Genomic DNA, 23,498 nt, shown 5'->3' with positions numbered 1-23,498 from the left:
GGCGCCCCAACCCCGACCTGACGGAGCGAACCCGTGGCGCCACAACGCACGCAACCCGGCCATCCCGCGGATGGCGTGTACTTCGGCCTGATGTCGGGCACCAGCATGGACGGCGTCGACGGCATCGCCGCCCGTTTCGAGACCGGCAAGCCGCCCGTCGTGCTCGCGGAGGCGTTCGTCGGCTTCGCCGACACGCTGCGCGAGGCGCTGTTCGCGCTGCAGCAGCCGGGCGACAACGAGATCGAGCGCGAGGCGCTCGCCGCGAACGGGCTCGCCGCGCGCTATGCGGTGTGCTGTCACGAACTGCTGCGCAGCGCCCGGCTCGCGCCGGACCACGTCCGCGCGATCGGCGTGCACGGGCAGACCGTGCGGCATCGCCCGGAGCGCGGCTATACGCGGCAGATCAACAATCCGGCCCTGCTCGCCGAACTCACGCGCGTCGACGTGATCGCGGACTTCCGCAGCCGCGACGTCGCGGCGGGCGGCCAGGGCGCGCCGCTTGCGCCCGGCTTCCACGCGACCGTGTTCGGCGTGCCCGGCGAGACGCGGGTGGTCTGCAACCTGGGCGGCATCAGCAACATCACGATCCTGCCCGCCCGCGCGGACGCGCCGGTGCACGGCTTCGACTGCGGGCCGGCCAACGCGCTGCTCGACGCCTGGGTGCATCGCCACCTGAACAAGCCCTACGACGACGACGGCCGCTTCGCCGCGCGCGGCAAGGCGCACGACACGCTGCTCGACGCGCTGCTCGACGAACCCTACTTCCGCCTGCCGCCGCCGAAAAGCACCGGCCGCGACCTGTTCAATCCTGAATGGCTCGATGCGAAGCTCGCGGGCTTCGCGGCGCTCGCGCCGGAGGACGTGCAGGCGACGCTCGTCGCGCTGACCGCCGTCACGGTTGCGCGCGACGTGGCGCGGCATGCGCCCGACTGCACGCGGGTGTTCGCATGCGGCGGCGGCGCGCGCAACCCGGTGCTGCTCGACGCGCTCGGCGCGGCGCTCGCGGGCCACGGCAGCCGCGCGAGCGTCGCCACCACGGCCGCGCTCGGCGTGCCGCCGCAGCAGGTCGAGGCGCTGGCGTTCGCCTGGCTCGCGCACCGCTTCAACGCGCGCGCGCCGGGCAACCTCGCGACGGTCACGGGCGCGGCGGGCGAGCGGGTGCTGGGCGCGCTGTATCCGCGCTGAGCGCGGCCGCGCGCGGGACCCATCCGCGAGTCCGGGTCGCACAGCCCGCCAGGTCGGGTCGGGTCGGGTCGGGTCGGGTCGGGTCGGGTCGGGTCAGGTCGGTCGGGTCGGGTCGGGTCGGGTCGGGTCGGGTCGGGTCAGGTCGGGTCGGTCGGGTCGGGTCGGGTCGGGTCGGGTCGGGTCGGGTCGGGTCGGGTCGGGTCGGGTCGGGTCGGGTCGGGTCGGGTCGGAAAAACAAAAAGCCGCCCGGTCGATGACCGGGCGGCTTTCAGCCAGATGCTTCCGCTAGTTCGGGATCAGACCGAGAACGACGACCCGCAGCCGCAGGTGGTCGATGCGTTCGGATTCTTGATCACGAATTGCGCGCCGTTGAGATCGTCCTTGTAGTCGATCTCGGCGCCCACCAGATACTGGTAGCTCATCGAATCGATCAGGAGCTGGACGCCGTTCTTGTCCATCACGGTGTCGTCCTCGTTGACCTCTTCGTCGAACGTGAACCCATACTGGAAGCCCGAGCAGCCGCCGCCTTGCACGAACACGCGGAGCTTCAGCTCGGGATTGCCTTCTTCTTCGATCAGTTGCTTGACCTTGTCGGCAGCCGCGTCGGTGAAGACGAACGGAACCGGCATTTCAGTCGTCACGGGGGATTCGGTGACTGCGTTCATTCGAACTCTCCAATAGCCTTGGCCGGCCTTGCCCGAAGCGGAGGACGTGCACACCGGCAGTCGCGCCGCATGATCTCGAGCAAATAAACGGCAATTAACCCGCTCATGGTAGCAGACCTGGGGAAACTCCGTGGAAAACCCACGCGCCCGGGCGGCCTATCCAGGGCCGGCCGCGATCATCCACGCGCCCATAAAAAAACCGCCAGTGCGGACACTGGCGGTTTTTCGCGGCCGGGCTCCGCCAGGCGGAGCGGCCGGTAATGCTTAACGCTTCGAGAACTGCTTCGCGCGGCGTGCCTTGCGCAGACCAACCTTCTTACGCTCGACTTCACGCGCATCGCGCGTGACGAAGCCTGCGCTCGACAGGGTCGGCTTCAGGGTCGCGTCGTAGTCGATCAGCGCACGGGTGATGCCGTGGCGCACTGCGCCTGCCTGACCCGTTTCGCCGCCGCCCGTCACGTTCACCTTGATGTCGAACGTCTGGCCGTGGTTCGTGAGTTCCAGCGGTTGACGCACGATCATCAGCGACGTTTCGCGCGAGAAGTAGTCAGCGATGGGCTTGCCGTTGACGATGATATCGCCCTTGCCTGCCTTGATGAAGACACGAGCGACTGCGCTCTTGCGGCGGCCCGTACCGTAGTTCCAGTTACCGATCATGTGGGCTCCCCTTAGATCTCGAGCGCCTTCGGCTGTTGGGCCGAATGCGGATGCGTGGCTTCAGCGTAGACCTTCAGCTTCTTGATCATTGCGTAGCCGAGCGGGCCCTTCGGCAGCATGCCCTTGACCGCCTTCTCGAGCGCGCGGCCCGGGAAGCGTTCTTGCATCTTGCCGAACGTCGTTTCATAGATACCGCCCGGGTAGCCCGAGTGACGGTAGTACTTCTTGTCCAGCGTCTTGTTGCCCGTGACCTTCAGCTTGCTCGCGTTGATAACGATGATGAAATCACCGGTGTCGACGTGCGGGGTGAACTCGGGCTTGTGCTTGCCGCGCAGACGGCGTGCCACTTCGCTGGCGACACGTCCGAGAACCTTATCCGTCGCGTCAATCACGTACCATTCACGCGTCACCTCATGGGCTTTTGCGGAAAACGTCTTCATGATCGATCCAAAAATGAAATGCTCAGTGCCCTGTATTTTTTCCTGCTTGGCTATGTGCGCTTCAAGGCGCGGTGCAGGCTCTCCCTGGTTTCTTCCCGCGGGCATGAATGCGGAAAACCCTGAATTATAAAGGAATTCGGGGTACCCGGTCAAAATTTTCGCTTGGAACGCGGCGGGGGCCGCCGCGCGGGCATGTCCGGGCTTGCATGGGACGAAAAAAAGCCCGAACCATTTGTTCGGGCTTAATCCACCAAAGGAGGAGGGTGGAGGAGACATGCGGAGGTTGCCGCACCGCGACAACCAATGAAGCTGATTATACGAACCCGCCCTCGCCCACACAAGAAAAACTGCATTACGAAACATCACACCACCATATGAAATTTCGAGACATATGTCTCGAAATGAGATTTTTCTTTACGAATCAATTGCATAGCATCATCGACCGAATCAATTCGCTTGCTTGACTAGAGGGAAACCCCTAAAGCCGATGCGGATTTGCGGGTCGAATCGTCGCGCGCCCCGTATCCGCCGCGCGGCATCATGCGCCGCATCAGCCGGGTCCGGCGCGGCGGGCTACAATGCCGGTTCGCTATTGAATCAGGCAACGCTGGAGCACAAGCATGGAATGCAAAGTCAGCTGGATGGGGCAGGACGGCATGGCGTTCGCCGCCGAGACCGGCAGCGGCCACCTCGTCACGATGGACGGCGCGCCCGAAGGCGGCGGCCACAACCTCGCACCGCGCCCGATGGAAATGGTGCTGCTCGGCACGGGCGGCTGCACCGCGTACGACGTCGTGCTGATCCTCAAGAAAAGCCGTCAGGAAGTGGTCGGCTGCACGGTCGCGCTCAAGGCCGAGCGCGCGAGCGAAGATCCGAAGGTCTTCACGCAGGTCCATTTCCACTTCACGGTGACGGGCCGCAACCTGAACCCCGCGACCGTCGAGCGTGCGATCAACCTGTCGCACGACAAGTACTGCTCGGCGTCGATCATGCTGGCGAAGACGGCCGAACTCACCCACTCGTTCGAGATCGTCGCGGTCTGACGCCCACGCACGGCCGGAACGAAAAAGGCCCGCGCCGGTTCGGCGCGGGCCTTTGTTCTTGATCGGAGCGGCAAAGCGGGCCGATAAGCCGGATTCTGTGCGCGCCGCGCATCCGAAGACGCGCGGCGCGTGGCAGCCATTCCTCTAGGCGCGCCATTGCTGACGCGCTCAAGCTTCCTACCCGCAGACGAGACGGGGGCACCGTCCTGCATCCGAGGATGCGCGCCTGCCTACTTGGAATTGCTCCGGGTGGAGGTTACCGTGCCGGTCTGCGTCGCCGCAGCCGCGGTGCGCTCTTACCGCACCGTTTCACCCTTACCTGATCCCGGCTTGCGCCGGGCCATCGGCGGTTTGCTTTCTGTTGCCCTGTTCCGCGTGTCGCCACGGATGGCCGTTAGCCATCACCCTGCCCTGGTGGAGTCCGGACTTTCCTCGCCCCCGCCGGCGCGAACCGGCGAAGCCGCGACTGCCTGGCCCGCTTTGCGGCCGTCATTCTAGCACCGCCGCGCGCGCCGCCGTCAGTCCGCTCGTCGGCGGCCCGCGCGAAACACGCGCGGATCCGCGTAAAACGCCGGATCCTCGTTCTCCGGCCACCAGCCCGGCACGCCCAGCACCGGCAACGGCGAGAAGCCGCGGCTGGCCGACGCGGCGTCGGCCAGCCGCGCCGCGAGGCGCTCCGCCAGCGTCGCGTCGAGCCAGACCCGGCGCGCGTCGTCCGGCCAATCAAAATAGACGGCGGGCACCTCGACGATCCACGCGTGCGCGGTGCAAGCCTTGTAAGGGTCGACCAGTTTCTCGAACAGCGCATGCCCGACGAGCCGCGCTTCGCAGCGGCGCCCCCACGCGGCGCGCCCGGCCAGCATCAGCGCGGGCCAGTCGAAACCGCGCAGCGCGGCGGCGAGCGCCGGATCGGCGGTGGCGAACACTGCCCCGCTCTCGTCGAGCAGGGTCAGGGCGTCACGCACGCCGCCGCGCACCGCGCCCACCCCCAGCGCATCGATCGCCGCGGCCTGGCGCGCGTTGAGCGCGGCCTTGATGCGCGGATACGCGCACCAGACCAGCGCATTGAAGAAATCGTGCAGGTTGTGCCGGGTCGGTACCTCGCCTGTCGCGGCGATGTGGGTTTCGTAGGCGACGCCCGCGGGCAGCGCCGCCTGTGCGACGAAGCGCAGCGGCCGGCCCCGGCCGGTCGGCACGGGCGCGGCAGAGGCGTGCGCATCGAGCGCCGCGACAAACGCGGCGTCACCCTGCTCCGCGGCCGCCTGCCAGCGCCGCCCGGGTTCGGCCAAGCTCGCCAGCCAGCGCGCGGACCAGTCGATCCGCGCAAATGCCGCGCCGCCGTCCGACGCCTCGCCGGCCCGGCCGGCTGACGCGCCGCGCGCCGGCCCGGGCCCGCTCACGCGAGTCGCCAGCCGATCGGCTCGCCGCCGCGCAGCGGCACCACGGGCGTGTCGCCCGCGTAGATCTCGCGCGGCAGCTCCCAGGTCTCGCGCTGGAGCGTGACGGTCTCGGCGCTGCGCGGCAGGCCGTAGAAATCGGCGCCGAAGAAGCTCGCGAAACCCTCCAGCCGGCCGAGCGCGCCCGCCTGATCGAACGCTTCCGCGTACAGTTCGAGCGCGTGCAGCGCCGTGTAGCAGCCCGCGCAGCCGCATGCGGTCTCCTTCGCGTCCTTCGCGTGCGGCGCGCTGTCGGTGCCGAGGAAAAAGCGCGGATTGCCCGAGGTCGCCGCCTCGACCAGCGCGACGCGGTGGGTCTCGCGCTTGAGCACCGGCAGGCAGTAGTAATGCGGCCGGATCCCGCCGACGAAGAGCGCGTTGCGGTTGTACAGCAGGTGATGCGCGGTGATCGTCGCGCCCAGCAGGCCCGGCGCCGCGTCGGCGTCGCGCACGTAGTCGGCCGCGTCCTTCGTCGTGATGTGCTCGAACACCACCTTCAGCGCCGGGAACGCGCGGCGCAGCGGCGTCATCACCTGGTCGATGAACACCTTCTCGCGGTCGAACAGGTCGATCGCCGCGTCGGTGACCTCGCCGTGCACGAGGAGCGGCATGCCGACTTCCTGCATCGTCTCGAGCGTCTTCGCGCAGCGCCCGAGCAGGTCGGTGACGCCCGCGTCGGAGTTGGTCGTCGCCCCCGCCGGATACAGCTTCACGCCATGCACGAAACCGCTCTCGCGCGCGCGGCGGATCTCGTCGGGCGGCGTGTTGTCGGTCAGGTAGAGCGTCATCAGCGGCTCGAACGTCATGCCCGCCGGCAGCGCGGCGAGAATCCGCCCACGGTACGCGCGCGCCTGCTCGGTGGTCGTCACGGGCGGCTTCAGGTTCGGCATGATGATCGCGCGGCCGAACTGGCGGGCCGTATGCGGCAGCACCGCGCCCAGCATGTCGCCGTCGCGGACGTGCAGGTGCCAGTCGTCGGGGCGGGCGAGCGTGAGCGAAGCGGGGGAAGAGGCGTTCGAAGCGGTCATGGCGGGCATCGTGAGGATGGCGGCGGCTGCGGCGGAACGCCGGCGCGGCGCCCGGTGACGGCAAACCGCAACACGGGGCCGCGTACGCGCGGATTCCGCTTTTTGCCGCTCAGGGCTAGGTGATATGCTTGAAGCCGTCATTGTACCGGGTCCGCCCGGTCTGTTCCCTTGCCAGCTCCGCTGCTCCAGCAACATGTGCCAACTCTTCGGAATGAACTGCGCCGAGCCGACGGACGTCACGTTCTCGTTCACCGGCTTCGCGGCCCGCGGCGGGCTCACCGACCACCACGCCGACGGCTGGGGGATCGCGTTCTTCGAGGACAAGGCCTGCCGGCTGTTCATCGATCACCAGGCGTCCGCCACCTCGCCGATCGCCGAGATGGTGAAGCGCTATCCGATCAAGTCGAAGAACACCATCGCGCACATCCGCAAGGCGACTCAAGGGCGCATCCTGCTCGAGAACAGCCACCCGTTCCTGCGCGAGCTGTGGGGGCGGCACTGGATCTTCGCGCACAACGGCGACCTGCCGCACTACGCGCCCGACCTCTCGGGCAGCGTCTACCAGCCGGTCGGCAACACCGACAGCGAAGCCGCGTTCTGCGCGCTCATGCACGGGCTGCGCAGCACCTTCCCCGGTGCGCAGCCGCCGCTGCCCGAGCTGTTCGAGCGGGTCGGCGAGCTGGCGGCGGACATCACCGCGCACGGCGTGTTCAATTTCCTGATGTCGAACGGCCAGGCGCTGTTCGCGCACTGCTCGACGCGCCTGCACTATCTCGTGCGGCGCTGGCCGTTCTCGACCGCGCACCTGATCGACGAAGACCTGTCGATCGACTTCGCGAAGTACACCACGCCGGAAGACCGGGTCGCCGTGATCGCCACGCAGCCGCTCACCGACGACGAGGTCTGGACCGCGTTCGAGCCCGGCGAGCTGCTGATGTTCCAGTGCGGCGAGGTCGCCGCGAAGACGCGTCTCCCGGTGCCCGAGATCGTGCTGGAAAAGCTGCGCAATCCCACGCTCGATCCTTCCGCGTCGGCGCCGTGCCGCGCGGCGCCGCTGCCCGTGATCGAGCTGGCCGACGACACGCTCGGCGACTGAGCGCGCCCCGCTCCAACGCCAAACGCCCGGCAAGCCGGGCGTTTTTCATTCAGGCTTCAGGCGCTTGGGCAGCCGCGCGAAGCGGCGGCGCACCCGATGTTCAGTGCAGGATCTTCGCGAGGAAGTCCTTCGCGCGGTCCGATTTCGGATTCGCGAAGAAGTCTTCCTTGCGGTCGTCCTCGACGATCGCGCCCTTGTCCATGAAGATCACGCGATGGGCGACCTTGCGCGCGAAGCCCATCTCGTGGGTCACGCACATCATCGTCATGCCTTCCTGCGCCAGCTCGACCATCACGTCGAGCACCTCGTTGATCATCTCGGGATCGAGCGCCGAGGTCGGCTCGTCGAACAGCATCGCGATCGGGTCCATCGACAGCGCGCGCGCGATCGCGACACGCTGCTGCTGGCCGCCCGACAGCTGCCCCGGATACTTGTGCGCGTGCGCCTTCAGGCCGACGCGGTCGAGCAGCTTGAGGCCCTTGTCGTTCGCCTCGTCCTTGCTGCGGCCGAGCACCTTGATCTGCGCGAGCGTGAGGTTCTCGGTGATCGACAGGTGCGGGAACAGCTCGAAATGCTGGAACACCATGCCGACCTTCGAGCGCAGCTTCGACAGGTTGGTCTTGCGATCGCCGACCGACTGGCCGTCGACCAGGATCTCGCCCTGCTGGAACGGTTCGAGACCGTTGACCGTCTTGATCAGCGTCGACTTGCCGGACCCCGACGGACCGCACACCACGACCACCTCGCCCTTCTTCACTTCCGTCGTGCAATCGGTCAGCACCTGAAACTGGCCGTACCACTTCGACACGTTCTTAATGGAAATCATCTTGTGACCTTTTTCTGGAGACCTTTGACCAATGCGGAAGCCATCACGCACACCACGAAATAGCAGGCGCCGGCGAACAGGATCATCTCGATGTTGGTGCCGTCGCGGTCGCCGATGTTGGCGGCCGTGCGGAAGAAGTCCGCGAGACTGATCACGTACACGAGCGAGGTGTCCTGGAACAGCACGATCGCCTGCGTGAGCAGGAGCGGCACCATCGCGCGAAACGCCTGCGGCAGGATCACGAGGCGCATCGCCTGCGCGTAGTTCATGCCGAGCGCGAACGACGCGTTCACCTGGCCGCGCGGCACCGCCTGGATCCCGGCGCGGATGATTTCCGAATAGTACGCGGCCTCGAACAGCGAGAACGCGACCATCGCGGACACGAGCCGGATGTCGGCGGTCGGCGCGAGACCGAGCACGCCCTGCAGCACCTGCGGCACGATCAGGAAGAACCACAGCAGCACCATCACGAGCGGGATCGAGCGGAACACCGTGACGTAGCCCTGCGCGAACCACTGCAGCGGCTTGACGCCCGACAGCCGCATCAGCGCGAGCAGCGTGCCCCACAGAATCCCGATCACGATCGCGAGCACCGTGATCTTGAAGGTCACCACGGCGCCCGTCCACAGGGTAGGCAGCGCGCCGGGGATACTACTCCAGTCGAACTGATGCATCATTTGCCTCCGATGTAGCCGGGCAGACGCGAGCGGCTTTCGATCCAGCGCATCAGCGTCATGACGACCAGGTTGATGACCACGTACGCGAGCGTCACCGCGATGAACGACTCATAGGTCTGCGCGGTGTAGTCGACGAGCTGCCGGGCCTGCGCGGACAGGTCGAGCAGGCCGATCGTCGACGCGACCGCCGAATTCTTGAAGATATTCAGGAATTCCGACGTCAGCGGCGGCACGATGATCCGGTAGGCCACCGGCAACAGCACGTACCGGTAGGTCTGCCATTGCGTGAAGCCCATCGCGAGACCGGCCGCGCGCTGGCCCTTGGGCAGCGCATTGATGCCCGAGCGCACCTGCTCGCAGACGCGCGCGCCGGTGAACAGGCCCAGGCAGACGATCGAGGCGGTGAAGAACTGCGTGCCGGGCGGCAGCTGCTTGATCCAGTCGCCGATCGCCTTCGGCAGCAGCTCCGGGATCACGAAGTACCAGATGAAGAACTGCACGATCAGCGGGATGTTCCGGAAGATCGACACGTACAGCGTGCCGAGCGCGGACAGCCATTTGTTCGGGACGGTGCGCAGCACGCCGAACAGCGAGCCGACGATCAGCGCGATCACCCACGCGACGAGCGATACCTTGATCGTCACCCAGAACCCCGACATCAGCCAGCCGAGGTAGGTGGCCGGCTCGCCCGTCGAAACGGGACTCAGAAAGATGCCCCAGTTCCAGTGGTAAGACATAGCAAGACTCCAACAAAAAGAAACGGAAGAAGCCGTGCCTCTTCCGTTTCGTCAGCGCTTTCAGTGCATGGATGGACGCGGAATCAGTCGAGCGCCTTGTCGTTCGGGTTCGCGTACAGCTTCTTCATCGCATCGGACAGCGGGAAGTTCAGATTCAGGCCCTTCGGCGGGATCGGGTTCTCGAACCACTTCGAGTAGATCTTCACCGCCTCGCCCGACTTCTCGACGTCCGAAATCGCGTCGTCGACCAGCTTCTTGAACGCCGGATCGTCCTTGCGCATCATGCAACCATACGCTTCCTGCGACTGCGCGGTGCCGACGATCACCCAGTTGCCCGGCTGCTTCGCCTTCGCACGCTCGCCCGCGAGCAGCGCGTCATCCATCATGAACGCGGCGGCGCGGCCCGTTTCCAGCGTCTGGAACGATTCGCCGTGATCCTTCGCGCTGATGATGTTCATGCCCATCTGCTTTTCGTTGTTCATCGCGCGCAGCAGGCGTTCCGAGGTGGTGCCCGCCGTCGTCACGACGGTCTTGCCCTTCAGGTCCGGGAAGTCCTTGATGCCCGAATCCTTCGACGTCATCAGGCGCGTGCCGATCACGAAGATCGTGTCGGAGAACGCGGCCTGCTTCTGGCGATCGAGGTTGTTCGTCGTCGAGCCGCACTCGATGTCGACCGTGCCGTTCTGCACGAGCGGGATGCGGTTCTGCGACGTCACCGGAATGTTGCGGACCTGCAGGTTGGGCAGGCTCAGCTTCTTCTTGACCGCATCGACGACCTTCATCTGGAAGTCGCGCGAGTAGCCGACCACCTGCTGCTTTTCATCGTAATACGAGAACGGAATCGAAGATTCGCGGTGACCCAGTGCAATCACGCCTGTATCCTTGATCTTCTTGAGCGTGCCGGTCTCCTGCGCGATGGCGCCGCCAGCAAAGGCGCTGAGCGCGGCGGCCATCAGAATTGCTTTCTGGAACTTCATTGTGGTCATCTCCTTGGCGAAAACCCGCGCCAGTTTATCAAAGTAATTTTTCTGAAAGTAATGCTTTTAACCATACTTCGGTGCGGGTGCGCGGCGGACCCGGGGCCCGCATGCGCAAACGGGCGGCGCCGGAACCGGCGCCGCCCGCGAAAGGGACATGATGCAGCCTTCCGGCCGCAGCATCAAGTGATCGTCGTCGATTGATCAGGGGTACAGACCGCGCAGCTCGCGCGCCATCAGGATCCGCTTGCACGCGACGATGAACGCCGCCGTGCGCACCGACACCTTGTGCTCCTCGGCCACCGCCCACACGCCCGTGAAGGCTTCGCGCATCACGCGCTCCAGGCGATGGTTGATCTCGTCCTCGGTCCAGAAGAAGCTCGAGAAATCCTGCACCCATTCGAAGTACGACACGGTCACGCCGCCCGCGTTGGCGATCACGTCGGGGATCACCAGCACGCCGTTGGCGGTCAGGATGTCGTCCGCGGCCGTCGTGGTCGGGCCGTTCGCGCCCTCGACGACGATCTTGGTGCGGATCTTCGCCGCGTTCTTCTCGGTGATCTGGTTCTCGAGCGCGGCCGGGATCAGGATCTCGGTCTCGACCGTCCAGAACTCGTCGTTCGGCATCGGCTCGGCGCCCTCGAAGCCCGCGACGCCGCCCGTGCGGGCCACGTGATCGAGCAGCTTGACCGAATCCAGGCCGGCCGGCTGGTGGATCGTCCCGGTGTGGTCCTGCACGGCCACGATCTTCGCGCCCGCTTCCTGGAACAGCCGTGCGGCGATCCCGCCGACGTTGCCGAAGCCCTGCACCGCGATGCGCGCGCCGTTGATCTCGACGCCCTTCTTCTGCGCCGCTTCGCAACCGACCACGAACACGCCGCGGCCCGTCGCTTCCTTACGGCCCAGCGAACCGCCGAGCGCGATCGGCTTGCCGGTCACGACGCCGGTTGCGGTCTGGCCCTGGTTCATCGAGTAGGTGTCCATCATCCACGCCATCACCTGTTCGTTGGTGTTGACGTCCGGCGCCGGAATATCGGTGTTCGGGCCGATGATGATGCCGATTTCGCTCGTGTAGCGGCGCGTGACGCGCTCCAGCTCACCGCGCGACAGCTTGCGCGGGTCGACGCGGATGCCGCCCTTCGCGCCGCCGTACGGCACGTTGACCGCCGCGTTCTTCACCGACATCCACGCGGACAGCGCCATCACTTCCGACAGCGTCACGTCCTGGTGGTAGCGCACGCCGCCCTTGCCCGGGCCGCGCGACACGTTGTGCTGCACGCGGTAGCCCTCGAAGTGCGCGACCGTGCCGTTGTCGAGCTCGATCGGCACGTCGACGATCAGGATGCGCTTCGGGCGCTTCAGCGTTTCCAGCCAGCGCGACAGCGAGCCGAGGTACGGCGCGACGCGATCGACTTGCTGCAGATAGTTGCCCCACGGGCCGAGATCGTCGGCGTGCAGGTAGGACGGGATGGACTGCAATTGCGAAGACATGGATTCTCCAACGGTCAACGAGTGCGCACATTGTCGAAAAAGCGCCTGGCGAAATCCAATGCCGTTTGCTTATTCGATTATGCGTTTCTTGCATGATCGGGCTTTTGCGTGAAAAACCCCGTGCATGCCGCGCGAACGGCGGCAATCGACCCGCGATTGCGCGGGCCCGGACCGCTCAGCGCGCGCCGCGCTCCAGTTCGTCGCGCACCACGTCCCACAGCGCGCGCACCAGCCGCTGGCGCGGCTCGTCGCCCTGCGCGGCCACCTTGTCGTGATACAAGCGGATCTCCATGGTCAGCGTGAACGGCTCCGCGCCGCCCTTGGCCGGCCGGTCGAGCCGGATCAGCCGGCCGCCCGCGACCGCGTCCTCCACGGCGCTGTGCGGCAGGAAGGCGATGCCGTGGCCCGCGAGCGCCATCGCCTTCAGGCCCTCCGCCATGTCGGTTTCATAGACCTTGTCGAGGAACAGCGGCATCCGCGCATTGGCGATGATCACCTCGGTCATCCGGCCCAGGTAGGCGTTCGGCGTATACGACAGGTACGGCACCGGCGCGTCCGCCTCGCCCGGCAGCGCGTAGCGGGCGCGGCCCGCGCGCGCCGGCGCGGAGAACGGGCTGATCGGCTCGATCCCGATCGTCAGCATGTCGTAGCGCGCCGGATCGAGCGCGACCGGGTGGCTCGGATGGTGATAGGCCATCACCAGGTCGCAGCCGCCCTCGACCAGCGACAGCACCGCGTCGTGCACATTGAGCGCGCGCAGCCGCGTATGCACCTGGCCCATCTTCGCCTCGATCCGCTGCAGCCAGCGCGGGAAATAAGTGAGCGCGAGCGTGTGCGGCACCGCGAACTCGATGGTCGGCACCGGCGCCACCACATGGCCGCGCAGCAGCGTGCGCGCCTCGTGCGCCTGGGACAGCATCGCGAGCGCCTGCTCGTAGAACACCTGCCCGGCCTGGGTGACGCGGGTCGGATAGACCGAACGATCGATCAGTTCGGTGCCGAGCCAGGCCTCGAGCGCCTGGATGCGGCGCGAGAACGCCGGCTGCGACACGTGCCGCAGCTCGGCCGAGCGGCTGAAGCTGCGGGTTTCCGCGAGCGAGACGAAGTCTTCGAGCCATTTCAGTTCCATGCGGGCCTTTGCTGCGCGTGCGGACAAGTGGGAAGCCCGCATTTTACGGCGCGGCGCGCCAAGCCGCGCGATCGCGGGGCCGGCGCGCGCCGATGGTAAAATTGGCGGTTCTCCCCTTCACGCTCGAACCGGCCACGCGCCCCGCCCGATCATGTCCGACACCCGTCCCGATACCCTTTTCGCCCTCACCGCGCTGTCGCCGCTCGACGGCCGCTACGCCAGCAAGACCGACGCGCTGCGCGAGTGGCTGTCCGAAGCCGCGTTCATGCGCCACCGCGTCACCGTCGAGGTGCACTGGTTGATCGCGCTGTCGCGCGCCGGCTTCGCCGAAGTACCGCGCTTCTCCGAGGCGGCCGAGCAGTTCCTGCTGCAGCTCGTCGAGCGCTTCACCGCGCACGACGCCGCACGCATCAAGGACATCGAGCGCGTCACGAACCACGACGTGAAGGCCGTCGAGTACTGGCTCAAGGAATCGGTCAAGGGCCAGGCCGAACTGGAGAAGGCCAGCGAATTCATCCATTTCGCGTGCACCTCCGAGGACATCAACAACACCTCGCACGGCATGATGCTGGCCGGCGCGCGCACGCACGTGATCCTGCCCGCGCTGCGCACCGTCCACCAGCGCCTCGTCGCGCTCGCCCACGCGCAGGCCGAGCAGCCGATGCTGTCGCGCACGCACGGCCAGCCCGCGAGCCCGACCACGCTCGGCAAGGAAATCGCCAACGTCGCGGCGCGCCTCGCGCGCGCGATCGAGCGCATCGAGAAGGTCGAGATCCTCGGCAAGATGAACGGCGCGGTCGGCAACTTCAACGCGCACCTGTCCGCCTATCCGGAATTCGACTGGGAGCGCTTCGCGCGCGACGTGATCGAACAGCGCCTGAAGCTCGCGTTCAACCCGTACACGATCCAGATCGAGCCGCACGACTACATGGCCGAACTGTTCGACGCCGTCGCGCGCGCGAACACGATCCTGCTCGATCTCGACCGCGACGTGTGGGGCTATATCGCGCTCGGCTATTTCAAGCAGAAGACCAAGGCGGGCGAGATCGGCTCGTCGACGATGCCGCACAAGGTCAATCCGATCGACTTCGAGAACTCGGAAGGCAACCTCGGCCTCGCGAACGCGACGCTGCGCCACCTCGCCGACAAGCTGCCCGTGTCGCGCTGGCAGCGCGACCTGACCGACTCGACCGTGCTGCGCAACATCGGCGTCGCGCTCGGCTACTCGCTGCTCGCCTACGACTCGCTGATCCGCGGCCTCGACAAGCTCGAAGTGAATCCGCAGCGCCTGAACGACGACCTCGACAACTGCTGGGAAGTGCTGGCCGAGCCGGTGCAGACGGTGATGCGCCGCTACGGCATCGAGAATCCGTACGAGCAGTTGAAGGAGCTGACGCGCGGCAAGGGCATCACGCGCGACGCGCTGCAGGTCTTCATCAACGGCCTCGCGATCCCGCAGGACGCAAAGGACCACCTGCTCGCGATGACGCCGGGCTCCTACATCGGCAAGGCCGTCGAGCTGGCGAAGCGGATCGCCTGACACGCGACGTTTCCCCGCATGACGAAACGCCCGGCGCTTTGCGCGCCGGGCGTTTTCATTGGTGCGTGACGACGGGCCGCCCGCGATCAGAACGAAATCATCTTGCCCGGATTGAGCGCGCTCATCACGCTCATCGCCGCCTTCGCGGCCGGGATCGCCACCGGCGACAGCTGACGGCCCAGCGGAATCGCGCGATGGTCGATCGCGGTCAGCATCGAGAAGTCGTCGTTGCGGCCGACGAAGTCGTCGCTGATCGCCTTGCCGATCCGCACCGTCTGCGCGACGCCATGACCGCTCCAGCCCTGCACCATGTACATCGGCACGCGGCTGTCGGTCTTGCGGCTGTCGGTCTTGCGGCTGTCGGTCTTGCGGCTGTCGGTCTTGCGGCTGTCGGTCGCGCCGTTCAACGTGAAATCGCTGACGCCGCTCCAGCAGGAGTCGAGCGCGAAACCCTCGGCGGCCTGCGGGAATACCGTGCGCAGACGCTCGAGCAGATATGCGATCACCTCCGGCTGCGCCCAACAGCTGCCGGTACCCTGGCCGCCGAACAGCAGGCGGTTGCCGCGCACCGGCCGGTAGTAGTCGATCTGGAACTGCGTGTCGTACACCGGCATGCCCGCCGGCATCAGTTCCGCCAGGTCGACGTCGAGCGGCTTCGTCACGCTCACGTAGGTAAAGAACGGCACGGTCGTCGCGGCCCCGTCGTCGAGCAGCCGGAACGTCGTGTTGTGCAGCGCGAGCACCACGCCCCTGCGCGCAGTGATCGTGCCGCCCGGCGTCGTCGCGACCACGCCTTGCGGCGTCTCGTCGAGACTGAGCACCTCGGTGCCCTCGTACAGCGCGCCGCCGTTCAGCCGGAAACCGTGGACCAGGCCGCGCGCCAGCGCGAGCGGGTGAAGCTGGCCGCCGAGCGCGTCGATCGCCGCGCCGTGGTACAGCGCCGAACGCACGTACTCGGCGCGCAGCTGGTGCCTGCCGGCCAGCGTGACGCCCGCATCGCCGAGGCTGCGGCGCGCGTCCGCGCCGTCGAGCAGCGCGCTCATGTGGCCCGGGTGCACCGCGGCCGTGACATGGCCGCGCTGGCGGTCGAGGTCCAGCGCGTAGCGCGCGCCGAGCGCGTCGATCAGTTCCATCGACTCCGACGACGCGAAGCGCCACAGACGCTTCGCGTCGTCGTGCGACAGCTGCTCGATCATGTCCGCGGCTTCCCAGCGCGCAAGCCCCGGCGTCAGCTGGCCGCCGTTGCGGCCCGACGCCGCCGAGCCGGTCTGATGCTTGTCGACCAGGATCGTCTCGACACCGGCTTCGGCGAGATGCAGCGCCGCCGAGGCGCCGAGCAGGCCCGCGCCGATCACGAGCACGTCGCAACACACGTCGCACGCGAGCGGCGCGGCGTTATCCCAACGCGACAGCGACGCCTCGTAGTAGTTGGCCGGATGCACGCCGTCGTAGCGCGCGGGATCGCACCAGTTCCAGTTGCTGGATTCGAGATTCAGACGCGTCGCGCCGAAACGCGCGTCGTCGAGGATCAAAGGAGCATTCGAAGTCATGTTCGCACTTGCATGGTCTTGGGCCGCCATCGATTTGCCATCCTGGCATCGCGGGTGGGGCAGCCGGTTCCACTTGGGTGTCAACGAAAGAGACGGCGCGAAGGCCATGTTGACGGCAGCTCCGCAAGGAGCCGCATGATTCCCGGACATGTGCGCGAGCACGTTTGAAGGCGGCCGGGACACCCAATTTCTACACCGCAGAAATAATTCTACGTTGTAGAATAGCTTTCGTCAAGATTACAGACCGGGTGCGCTGCCGCGCCGCCGTTTCACGCCATGAAGGACAAACCCGCCCAGGGCCCGCGCGGCCTCGACAAGGACGCGATCGTCGCGGCCGCGCTGCAACTGCTCGATGAGGTCGGCGAAGCCGCGTTCAGCGTGCGCAAGCTCGCGCAGACGATCGGCTGCGATCCGATGAGCGTGCTCTATCACTTCAAGTCGAAGGAAGGCCTGAGCCGCGCGATCGCGAATGCGCTGTCGCGCTCGCTCGTGCCGGCCGACCCCGCGCTGCCGTGGCGCGCGCGCCTGCTCGATCTCGCACGCCAGTACCGCGCGCTCGCGCTCGCGCATCCGGCTGCGTTCGGCTTGCTGCTGCGCCACGTCAGCACCGGCCCCGCCGATCTCGCCCACATCGAGACCGTGCACCGCGCGCTGGCCGACGCCGGCATCGCGCCTGCGGCGCGGCCGTGCGTGTGCGTCGGCTGGTACGCGAGCGTCATCGGGCTCGCGGCGGCCGAGACGGGTGGGCTGACCCGGCCCGCCAACGACGTCGAACTCGCGGAAATCGCGGCGCTGCCCGCCGCCGGCCATCCGCTCGTGCGCGAGGCCGCACCGCTGTACGCGCACCTCGATCCGACGCACGTCCACGACACGATGCTGGAGGTGCTGCTCGACGGCATCGCCCGCCAGGGCGCGAGCGGCGCCACTGCGTTCCCGGAATAAAAATAGGCGCCCCGAGGGGCGCCTTCCAATCGATGCGTCGCGCGACGCTTGCGAAACGTCAGTCGCGCTGCTGCGACTCGGCGACCTGCCGCATGACCTCGCCGACGATCTGCTCGGGCGTCAGCTCGATACTGACCTCGATCGCTTCGTCGGACCCCGGCACTTCCAGCGCGTCGAGCTGGCTTTGCAGCAGCGACGGGTTGAAGAAGTGGTCGGTGCGCGCGTCGAGCCGCTCGCGCAGCACCTCGAAGGTGCCGCGCAGGTAGACGAAACGCACGTCGCGATCGCCGCCGCGCAGCACGTCGCGGTACGAGCGCTTGAGCGACGAGCACGTGAACACGGCCGTCTCGCCCGCCCGCCGCTTTTCCTCGATGACCGCGCGGATCGCGCGCAGCCACGGCCAGCGATCGTCGTCGGTCAGCGGGATGCCGTCGTGCATCTTCTCCTTGTTGGCGGCGCTGTGCAGCGTATCGCCGTCGGTGAAGCTGCACCCGAGGCGCTCGGCCAGCAATTCGCCGATGCGCGTCTTGCCCGCGCCCGAGACGCCCATTGCGATCAGAATCATTCCCTACCCCTTCTTACAGAACGGCCGCGAGCAGCATCGTCAATGCCAGCCCGACGACCGAGATGATGGTTTCGCAGAGCGTCCAGGTCTTGAACGTCTGGCCGACCGTCATCCCGAAATATTCCTTGATCAGCCAGAAGCCACCGTCGTTCACGTGCGAGAAGATCAGCGAGCCCGAGCCCGTCGCGAGCACCAGCAGTTCCGGCTTCACCGCCGCGCCCGAGGCGGCCGCGATCGGAGCAACGATGCCGCAGGCGGTGGTCATCGCAACCGTCGCGGAACCCGTCGCGAGACGGATCAGCGCGGCGACGAACCAGCCGAGCAGGAGCGGCGACAGATGGGCCTGCGACGCGGTCGCGACGATCTGCTGCGAAATGCCGCTGTCACGCAGGATACCGCCAAACCCGCCGCCCGCGCCGACGATCAGCGTGATGCCGGCGATCGGCGCGAGACACTCGCTGCAGAACTTCTGGATCTGGTCGCGGTTGAAGCCCTGCTTCGCGCCGAAGGTCCAGAAGCTGACGAGCACCGCGATCAGCAGCGCGACGTCGGACGTGCCCACGAAACGCAGCAGGTTGTTCGGCAGGCTCTTCGGCTCGAACACCAGGTCGGCCCAGCTGCCGATCAGCATCAGGCCGACCGGCAACAGGATCGTGAACAGCGTGATGCCGAAACTCGGCAACTCGCGCGTGCGGTTGGCCGTGGCCTGCGACTCGACGAACTGCGCGGCGAGCGGATTGTTCTCCGGCAACTTCACGTACTTGTTGATCAGGAGCGCGAACAGCGGGCCCGCGATGATCGCGGTCGGCACGCCGACGATCAGGCCGTAGGCGATCGTCTTGCCGATATCGGCGCCGTACTGCTGGACCGCGAGCAGCGCGGCCGGGTGCGGCGGGATCAGGCCGTGCACGACCGACAGGCCGGCGACCATCGGCAGGCCGACGAGCAGCAGCGACTTGCCGGTGCGCTTCGCGACGTTGAACGCGATCGGGATCAGCAGCACGAAACCGACCTCGAAGAACACCGGCAGGCCGACGATGATCGCGACGAACATCATCGCCCAGTGGATGTTCTTCTCGCCGAACCAACTGATGAGCGTGGTCGCGATGCGTTCGGCGCCGCCCGATTCGGCCATCATCTTGCCGAGCATCGTGCCGAGGCCGACGACGATCGCGATATGGCCGAGCGTGTTGCCGTTGCCGGTCTCGAACGACTTCACGATCTTGTCCATCGGCATGCCGACGACGAGACCGAGACCGAGCGAAACAATGATGAGGACCAGGAATGGATAGATCTTGTAGCGCGCGATCATCAGGATCAGCGCCGCGATCGCGATCACGGTATAGATCAGCAGCATGCTGCCTTGGACAGCCCCCATGAGGCACTCCTCCTTGCGAATGGTTTGTACCGGACGCGCGTCGTGCGCGTGGTGTCCGGCTATCTATGCAGGTCTCCGAAACAGGCCGAGCGTACCCCGTCTGTAAGGACGCTGAATTCTACTTTCGTTTAGCCGTCAATGATAGAACCGGTTCCATAGGCAAAAACCCTTATGAAACAAGCATTAGCGGATTGGGGCGGGGCCATGGAGCCGGACGGGGAGCCGGTTTCCAGGGGGTGAAGGAAGGATGGACGGACCGGACGAGAACCCGGGCGCGGCATCCTGGCGCGGAATCGCGCGGGGCTTGCGATTGATCAGACTTTTCAGCGCAGCGGAATGGCGCGACGCCGCGCGCTCGGCGACACCGGGACGCGCCTTCAAGCAAATGAAATCACCAGACGCTTGCCGCAAGCCGCGGCGTATTTTCTGAGCGTCGCGAACGACGGCGAATGTTTTTCGCTGGCGAGAGACGCCTCGAGGCGCGACACCGCCGACGCCGTCGTTCCCATCCGCTCCGCGATCTGGGCCTGGGTCAGCCCGGCATCCCGGCGCGCGGACAGGATGGCGCGCAACGCGGTGTATTCATCCTCCAGCGCGTCGTACGCCTCCTTGACCCCGCCGGCGGCAAGCAGACGTGCCGTATCGTCCGCCGTATGCGGAACCGGATTGAATCCCGCCGCGCGGACACGCTTTCCTGCTTTTTCCTCAGCCATGACGAACCTCTCTCAAACGTATTTGCGCTATCCGCAACTCATGCGGCGGCGTTTCCTGAGTCTTCTTGACGAAGGCGTGCAGCACGACGACTTGCCGCCCCACATGCGTGCAATAGAACACTCGCCCGATGCCTTCCCTACCCTTTGGACGCAGTTCAAACAACCCGTTACCCATGGCGCGGGAGTACGGCATGCGCAGATCTGCGCCGAACTCCTGCATCAGGTCCAACAGCCTGAGGTAGTCCGCCAGAATCCCGACCGGGAACGCAAGCACATCGCGCTTCACGCGTTCGTTGTAGTAAACGATCGTCCAATCGAATGCCATATTAGCAAATTTGCTATCTTTTCGCAATTCGACCTATCGCTCCTGCATTCCTGCATGACAGGAGCCCCCGTACGGCCGCGCGCGCCAGATCCGAAGACAGGTGCAAGCACGCCTGCCACAGAGGTCGAAGCGCCCGGGCAGGTCCGTCTCAACGTACAGGCAAGCACCACCCGCAACCAGTCGGCCGGATGGCGCATGCCGCCGCATAGGGGCATTGGCGGTCGACAGCGGGCGAAATGGAACTCGACGCCGGACATGCGTCGGTCTGGCAAGGCATCCGGGGAAATCCGCGCGTGGCGGGTGCCGCGGCGGCGGTGCGCCGCCCTGGCGCGGTGATGAGCCTGGTCTCGAAATCGGCGGATGCGACCGAGAAAGCTGAAGAATGTAAAAACTTGGCGCGCTCGGCCAGGCTCGAATCAGCCGCCCTGCGCGCAGGGATTCCGCCGCGCCATGCCCATCGAGCCAGCGCGGCGGTAAAACGCAACGCAGGGTCAAAACGCGCGTCGTCGGGCCGATCGGCCACGCGACGGCGCATCTGCGTTGCCGGTGCGACGCGCGCGCTCAGCGCGCGAGCTGGCTCGCCGCCTGCGCGAGGCGCGTGACCTCGGCCCAGTCCTGCGCAACGAGCGCGGCCTTCGGCGTGAGCCACGAACCGCCCACGCACACGACATTCGGCAGCGTCAGGAAGTCCGGCGCGGAGGCCGCGCTGATGCCGCCCGTCGGGCAAAACCTCAGCTCCGGGAACGGCCCGTGGAACGCCTGCAGCATCGGCACGCCGCCCGCCTGCTGAGCCGGGAAGAACTTGACGATCTCGTAGCCGAGTTCGAGCGCCGCGATGATGTCGGTCGGCGTCATCACGCCCGGCAGCAAGGGCAGACCCGCATCACGCGCGGCCTCGTGAATCTCCCGCGTGAGCCCCGGCGACACGCCGAACTGCGCGCCCGCGCGCTTCGCCTGCGCGCACTGCTCGGGCTTCGTGATCGTGCCGACGCCGACGACGATGTCGTCCGCGAGCTGGCTTGCGCGCTCGATCGAGGCAATCCCCGCCGCGGTGCGCAGCGTAATCTCGAGCACCTTGACGCCGCCCGCGTGCAGCGCGCGCGACACCTGTTCGCCCTGCTCCACCGATTCGAATGCGAGCACCGGAATCACCGGGCCCAGTTTCACGATCTCGCCTATCGTCTTCATCTATGCGACTCCTTGGTTCATGCGCGAACGCCGGCGGCTTCGCCGACCAGCGCCCCGAAAACCGACGCGCCCTGCTCGGCGGGCGCAGCCGCCGCGCGGAACACGCCGAACAGTTCACGGCCGAAGCCGACCTCGTTGTCCGCCTGGTGCGCCGGTCGTGCGAGCGGGCGCGCCGCCCACTCGGCCGCGTCGAGCTCGACGTCGAGCACGCCCGCCCCGGCGTCGATCACGAGCGGATCGCCCGTCTGCAGCTTGCCGAGCGGACCGTCGAGCAAGGCTTCCGGCGACACGTGGATCACCGCAGGCACCTTGCCCGATGCACCCGACATCCGGCCGTCCGTCACCAGCGCGACGTGGAAGCCCTGATCCTGCAGCACCCCGAGCAGCGGCGTCAAACGGTGCAGTTCGGGCATGCCGTTCGCACGCGCGCCCTGGAAGCGCACCACCGCGACGAAATCGCGCTGCAGCTCGCCGCGATCGAACGCGGCCTGCACCGCCTCCTGGGAATCGAACACGATCGCAGGCGCCCGCACCGTGCGGTGCTCGGGCGCGACCGCCGAAATCTTGATCACGCCGCGCCCGAGCTTGCCCTGCATCAGACGCAGCCCGCCGTCCGCCTGGAACGGCTCGCCGATCGGCCGCAGCACCTTCGGATCCTGGCTCTCGGCCACGCCCGGCACCCACTGCAGCGCGCCGTCGAGCAGCTTCGGCTCGTGCGTGTAGTGCGCGAGCCCCTTGCCCGCGACGGTCGTCACGTCGCCGTGCAGCAGCCCGCCTTCGAGCAGGTTGCGCACCAGGAACGCGATGCCGCCCGCCGCGTGGAAGTGATTCACGTCGGCCTTGCCGTTCGGGTAGATCTTCGCGAGGAGCGGCACCGCGGCCGACAGCGCGTCGAAATCGTCCCAGTCGATCAGGATGCCGGCCGCGCGCGCAATCGCGACGAGGTGCATCGTGTGATTGGTCGAGCCGCCCGTCGCGAGCAGCGCAACGATCCCGTTGACGACCGCCTTCTCGTCGACCACGTGACCGATCGGCGTGTAGTGGCCGCGCTCGACGGTCAGTTCCAGCACGCGCCGCGCGGCCTGCGCCGTCAGCGCGTCGCGCAGCGGCGTGTGCGGATGCACGAAGGCCGAGCCCGGCAGATGCAGCCCCATCACCTCCATCAGCATCTGGTTGCTGTTCGCGGTGCCGTAGAAGGTGCAGGTGCCATGCCCGTGGTATGCCGCCGATTCGGCCTCCAGCAGCGCGTCGCGGCCCACTTGCCCGGTCGCGAACTGCTGGCGGATCTTCGCCTTGTCGTCGTTCGACAGGCCGCTCGTCATCGGACCGGCCGGCACGAAGATGGTCGGCAGGTGGCCGAACTGCAGCGCGCCGATCAGCAGGCCTGGCACGATCTTGTCGCAAATACCGAGGCACAGCGCCGCGTCGAACATGTTGTGGGTCAGCGCGACCGCGGTGCTCATCGCGATCACCTCGCGCGAGAACAACGACAGTTCCATGCCCGGGTTGCCCTGGGTCACGCCGTCGCACATCGCCGGCACGCCGCCCGCGAACTGCGCGACGCCGCCCGCCTCGCGCGCGGCGGCCTTGATGAGATCGGGATAGCTCTTGTACGGCGCATGCGCGCTCAGCATCTCGTTGTAGGCGGACACGATGCCGATGTTCGGCTCGCGGATCGCCTTGATCGCAAACTTGTCGTTGCCCTCGAGGCCGGCGAAACCGTGCGCGAGGTTCGCGCAGGACAGCGCGCCGCGGGCCGGAAAGCGCCCCTGCGCATCGTCGATGCGCCGGAGGTAGGCCGACCGGGTCGGCTGGCTGCGCGCGATCACGCGCTCGGTCACTGTCGCGAGGGTGGGGTGCAGCGAGGCCATGCTGAGCGCTCCTCTAGGTCCGGCCGTGGCCGGCAGGCT

At 67.0% G+C, this 23,498-nt stretch carries 23 protein-coding genes and 1 other RNA gene; 5 read left to right on the top strand and 19 right to left on the bottom strand.

Annotation, left to right across the window (positions count from 1 at the left end; all coding sequences use genetic code 11):
• Positions 1–90: 90 nt before the first annotated feature.
• The gene (locus tag Bsp3421_RS32930) at positions 91–1,185 is read left to right on the top strand and encodes an anhydro-N-acetylmuramic acid kinase (RefSeq protein ID WP_274004436.1); all 1,095 of its coding nucleotides are present in this window, start codon (positions 91–93) and stop codon (positions 1,183–1,185) included.
• 296 nt (positions 1,186–1,481) lie between these two features.
• Here the strand turns inward: Bsp3421_RS32930 and erpA are convergent, their stop codons facing one another.
• The 3 genes from erpA to rplM all read right to left on the bottom strand — a co-directional run bounded on the left by erpA (position 1,482) and on the right by rplM (position 2,947).
• On the bottom strand, positions 1,482–1,850 hold the full coding sequence (gene erpA, locus Bsp3421_RS32925) for an iron-sulfur cluster insertion protein ErpA (RefSeq protein WP_252982101.1): 369 nt from the start codon (positions 1,848–1,850) through the stop codon (positions 1,482–1,484).
• Positions 1,851–2,114: 264 nt separating this feature from the next.
• On the bottom strand, positions 2,115–2,507 hold the full coding sequence (rpsI, locus tag Bsp3421_RS32920; protein WP_274001170.1) for a 30S ribosomal protein S9: 393 nt from the start codon (positions 2,505–2,507) through the stop codon (positions 2,115–2,117).
• 11 nt (positions 2,508–2,518) lie between these two features.
• Positions 2,519–2,947 (bottom strand): 50S ribosomal protein L13, encoded by a 429-nt coding sequence (rplM, locus tag Bsp3421_RS32915; RefSeq protein WP_004522094.1) that lies wholly within the window; start codon positions 2,945–2,947, stop codon positions 2,519–2,521.
• Between the two features lie 620 nt (positions 2,948–3,567).
• Between rplM and Bsp3421_RS32910 the strand changes: the two genes are divergently transcribed.
• Complete coding sequence (locus tag Bsp3421_RS32910; protein ID WP_252982103.1) at positions 3,568–3,990, top strand: OsmC family protein; 423 nt, start codon at positions 3,568–3,570, stop codon at positions 3,988–3,990.
• 68 nt (positions 3,991–4,058) lie between these two features.
• Here Bsp3421_RS32910 and rnpB read toward each other — a convergent pair.
• The 3 genes from rnpB to pyrC all read right to left on the bottom strand — a co-directional run bounded on the left by rnpB (position 4,059) and on the right by pyrC (position 6,454).
• Positions 4,059–4,472: RNase P RNA component class A (gene rnpB / locus Bsp3421_RS32905), an RNA gene on the bottom strand.
• A gap of 36 nt (positions 4,473–4,508) precedes the next feature.
• Positions 4,509–5,390 (bottom strand): DUF3025 domain-containing protein, encoded by an 882-nt coding sequence (locus tag Bsp3421_RS32900; protein ID WP_274001168.1) that lies wholly within the window; start codon positions 5,388–5,390, stop codon positions 4,509–4,511.
• On the bottom strand, positions 5,387–6,454 hold the full coding sequence (pyrC, locus tag Bsp3421_RS32895) for a dihydroorotase (RefSeq protein WP_274001167.1): 1,068 nt from the start codon (positions 6,452–6,454) through the stop codon (positions 5,387–5,389). Before pyrC ends, Bsp3421_RS32900 begins: the two co-directional genes overlap by 4 nt.
• A 193-nt stretch (positions 6,455–6,647) precedes the next feature.
• On the opposite strand from pyrC, the gene Bsp3421_RS32890 reads away from it, so the two are divergent.
• The gene (locus Bsp3421_RS32890; protein ID WP_274001166.1) at positions 6,648–7,550 is read left to right on the top strand and encodes a class II glutamine amidotransferase; all 903 of its coding nucleotides are present in this window, start codon (positions 6,648–6,650) and stop codon (positions 7,548–7,550) included.
• A gap of 100 nt (positions 7,551–7,650) precedes the next feature.
• On the opposite strand, the gene Bsp3421_RS32885 is transcribed toward Bsp3421_RS32890, so the two are convergent.
• The 6 genes from Bsp3421_RS32885 to Bsp3421_RS32860 form a co-directional block, all read right to left on the bottom strand.
• On the bottom strand, positions 7,651–8,376 hold the full coding sequence (locus Bsp3421_RS32885) for an amino acid ABC transporter ATP-binding protein (RefSeq protein ID WP_252982107.1): 726 nt from the start codon (positions 8,374–8,376) through the stop codon (positions 7,651–7,653).
• Positions 8,373–9,050, bottom strand: a complete 678-nt coding sequence (gene gltK, locus Bsp3421_RS32880) for a glutamate/aspartate ABC transporter permease GltK (RefSeq protein ID WP_274001165.1) — start codon at positions 9,048–9,050, stop codon at positions 8,373–8,375. The genes Bsp3421_RS32885 and gltK overlap by 4 nt, the downstream gene beginning before the upstream one ends.
• Positions 9,050–9,790: an amino acid ABC transporter permease gene (locus Bsp3421_RS32875; RefSeq protein ID WP_274001163.1), complete on the bottom strand. Its 741-nt coding sequence runs from the start codon at positions 9,788–9,790 to the stop codon at positions 9,050–9,052. The genes gltK and Bsp3421_RS32875 overlap by 1 nt, the downstream gene beginning before the upstream one ends.
• 83 nt (positions 9,791–9,873) lie before the next feature.
• Entirely contained in the window at positions 9,874–10,767 is an 894-nt protein-coding gene (locus Bsp3421_RS32870; RefSeq protein WP_274001162.1) for a glutamate/aspartate ABC transporter substrate-binding protein, read from the bottom strand.
• A gap of 204 nt (positions 10,768–10,971) precedes the next feature.
• Positions 10,972–12,258 (bottom strand): Glu/Leu/Phe/Val family dehydrogenase, encoded by a 1,287-nt coding sequence (locus Bsp3421_RS32865; protein WP_274001161.1) that lies wholly within the window; start codon positions 12,256–12,258, stop codon positions 10,972–10,974.
• A 175-nt stretch (positions 12,259–12,433) separates the two neighbouring features.
• Positions 12,434–13,387 (bottom strand): LysR substrate-binding domain-containing protein, encoded by a 954-nt coding sequence (locus Bsp3421_RS32860; RefSeq protein ID WP_274001160.1) that lies wholly within the window; start codon positions 13,385–13,387, stop codon positions 12,434–12,436.
• Between the two features lie 151 nt (positions 13,388–13,538).
• On the opposite strand from Bsp3421_RS32860, the gene purB reads away from it, so the two are divergent.
• Positions 13,539–14,927 carry an adenylosuccinate lyase gene (purB, locus tag Bsp3421_RS32855; protein ID WP_274001158.1) on the top strand — a complete coding sequence of 463 codons (1,389 nt, stop codon included), beginning with the start codon at positions 13,539–13,541 and terminating at the stop codon, positions 14,925–14,927.
• A gap of 86 nt (positions 14,928–15,013) precedes the next feature.
• Here the strand turns inward: purB and Bsp3421_RS32850 are convergent, their stop codons facing one another.
• Complete coding sequence (locus tag Bsp3421_RS32850; protein ID WP_274001156.1) at positions 15,014–16,477, bottom strand: NAD(P)/FAD-dependent oxidoreductase; 1,464 nt, start codon at positions 16,475–16,477, stop codon at positions 15,014–15,016.
• Positions 16,478–16,753: 276 nt separating this feature from the next.
• On the opposite strand from Bsp3421_RS32850, the gene Bsp3421_RS32845 reads away from it, so the two are divergent.
• Complete coding sequence (locus tag Bsp3421_RS32845; RefSeq protein WP_274001154.1) at positions 16,754–17,419, top strand: TetR/AcrR family transcriptional regulator; 666 nt, start codon at positions 16,754–16,756, stop codon at positions 17,417–17,419.
• A 58-nt stretch (positions 17,420–17,477) separates the two neighbouring features.
• Here Bsp3421_RS32845 and Bsp3421_RS32840 read toward each other — a convergent pair whose 3' ends face one another.
• The 6 genes from Bsp3421_RS32840 to edd form a co-directional block, all read right to left on the bottom strand.
• Positions 17,478–17,984, bottom strand: coding sequence for a gluconokinase (locus Bsp3421_RS32840; RefSeq protein ID WP_274001152.1), 507 nt, complete (start codon positions 17,982–17,984; stop codon positions 17,478–17,480).
• A gap of 13 nt (positions 17,985–17,997) precedes the next feature.
• The gene (locus Bsp3421_RS32835) at positions 17,998–19,362 is read right to left on the bottom strand and encodes a GntT/GntP/DsdX family permease (protein WP_274001150.1); all 1,365 of its coding nucleotides are present in this window, start codon (positions 19,360–19,362) and stop codon (positions 17,998–18,000) included.
• Positions 19,363–19,739: 377 nt separating this feature from the next.
• Complete coding sequence (locus Bsp3421_RS32830; RefSeq protein ID WP_274001148.1) at positions 19,740–20,075, bottom strand: helix-turn-helix domain-containing protein; 336 nt, start codon at positions 20,073–20,075, stop codon at positions 19,740–19,742.
• A complete protein-coding gene (locus Bsp3421_RS32825; RefSeq protein ID WP_274001146.1) occupies positions 20,068–20,400 on the bottom strand; it encodes a type II toxin-antitoxin system RelE/ParE family toxin in 333 nt (110 codons plus the stop codon). Before Bsp3421_RS32825 ends, Bsp3421_RS32830 begins: the two co-directional genes overlap by 8 nt.
• A gap of 561 nt (positions 20,401–20,961) precedes the next feature.
• Entirely contained in the window at positions 20,962–21,588 is a 627-nt protein-coding gene (gene eda / locus Bsp3421_RS32820; protein ID WP_274001145.1) for a bifunctional 4-hydroxy-2-oxoglutarate aldolase/2-dehydro-3-deoxy-phosphogluconate aldolase, read from the bottom strand.
• Positions 21,589–21,605: 17 nt separating this feature from the next.
• The gene (edd, locus tag Bsp3421_RS32815; protein WP_274001144.1) at positions 21,606–23,459 is read right to left on the bottom strand and encodes a phosphogluconate dehydratase; all 1,854 of its coding nucleotides are present in this window, start codon (positions 23,457–23,459) and stop codon (positions 21,606–21,608) included.
• Positions 23,460–23,498: the final 39 nt, after the last annotated feature.

It is taken from the genome of Burkholderia sp. FERM BP-3421 (assembly GCF_028657905.1).
Classification (GTDB): Bacteria; Pseudomonadota; Gammaproteobacteria; order Burkholderiales; family Burkholderiaceae; genus Burkholderia.
This window is presented reverse-complemented; position numbering and strand designations above follow the sequence as displayed.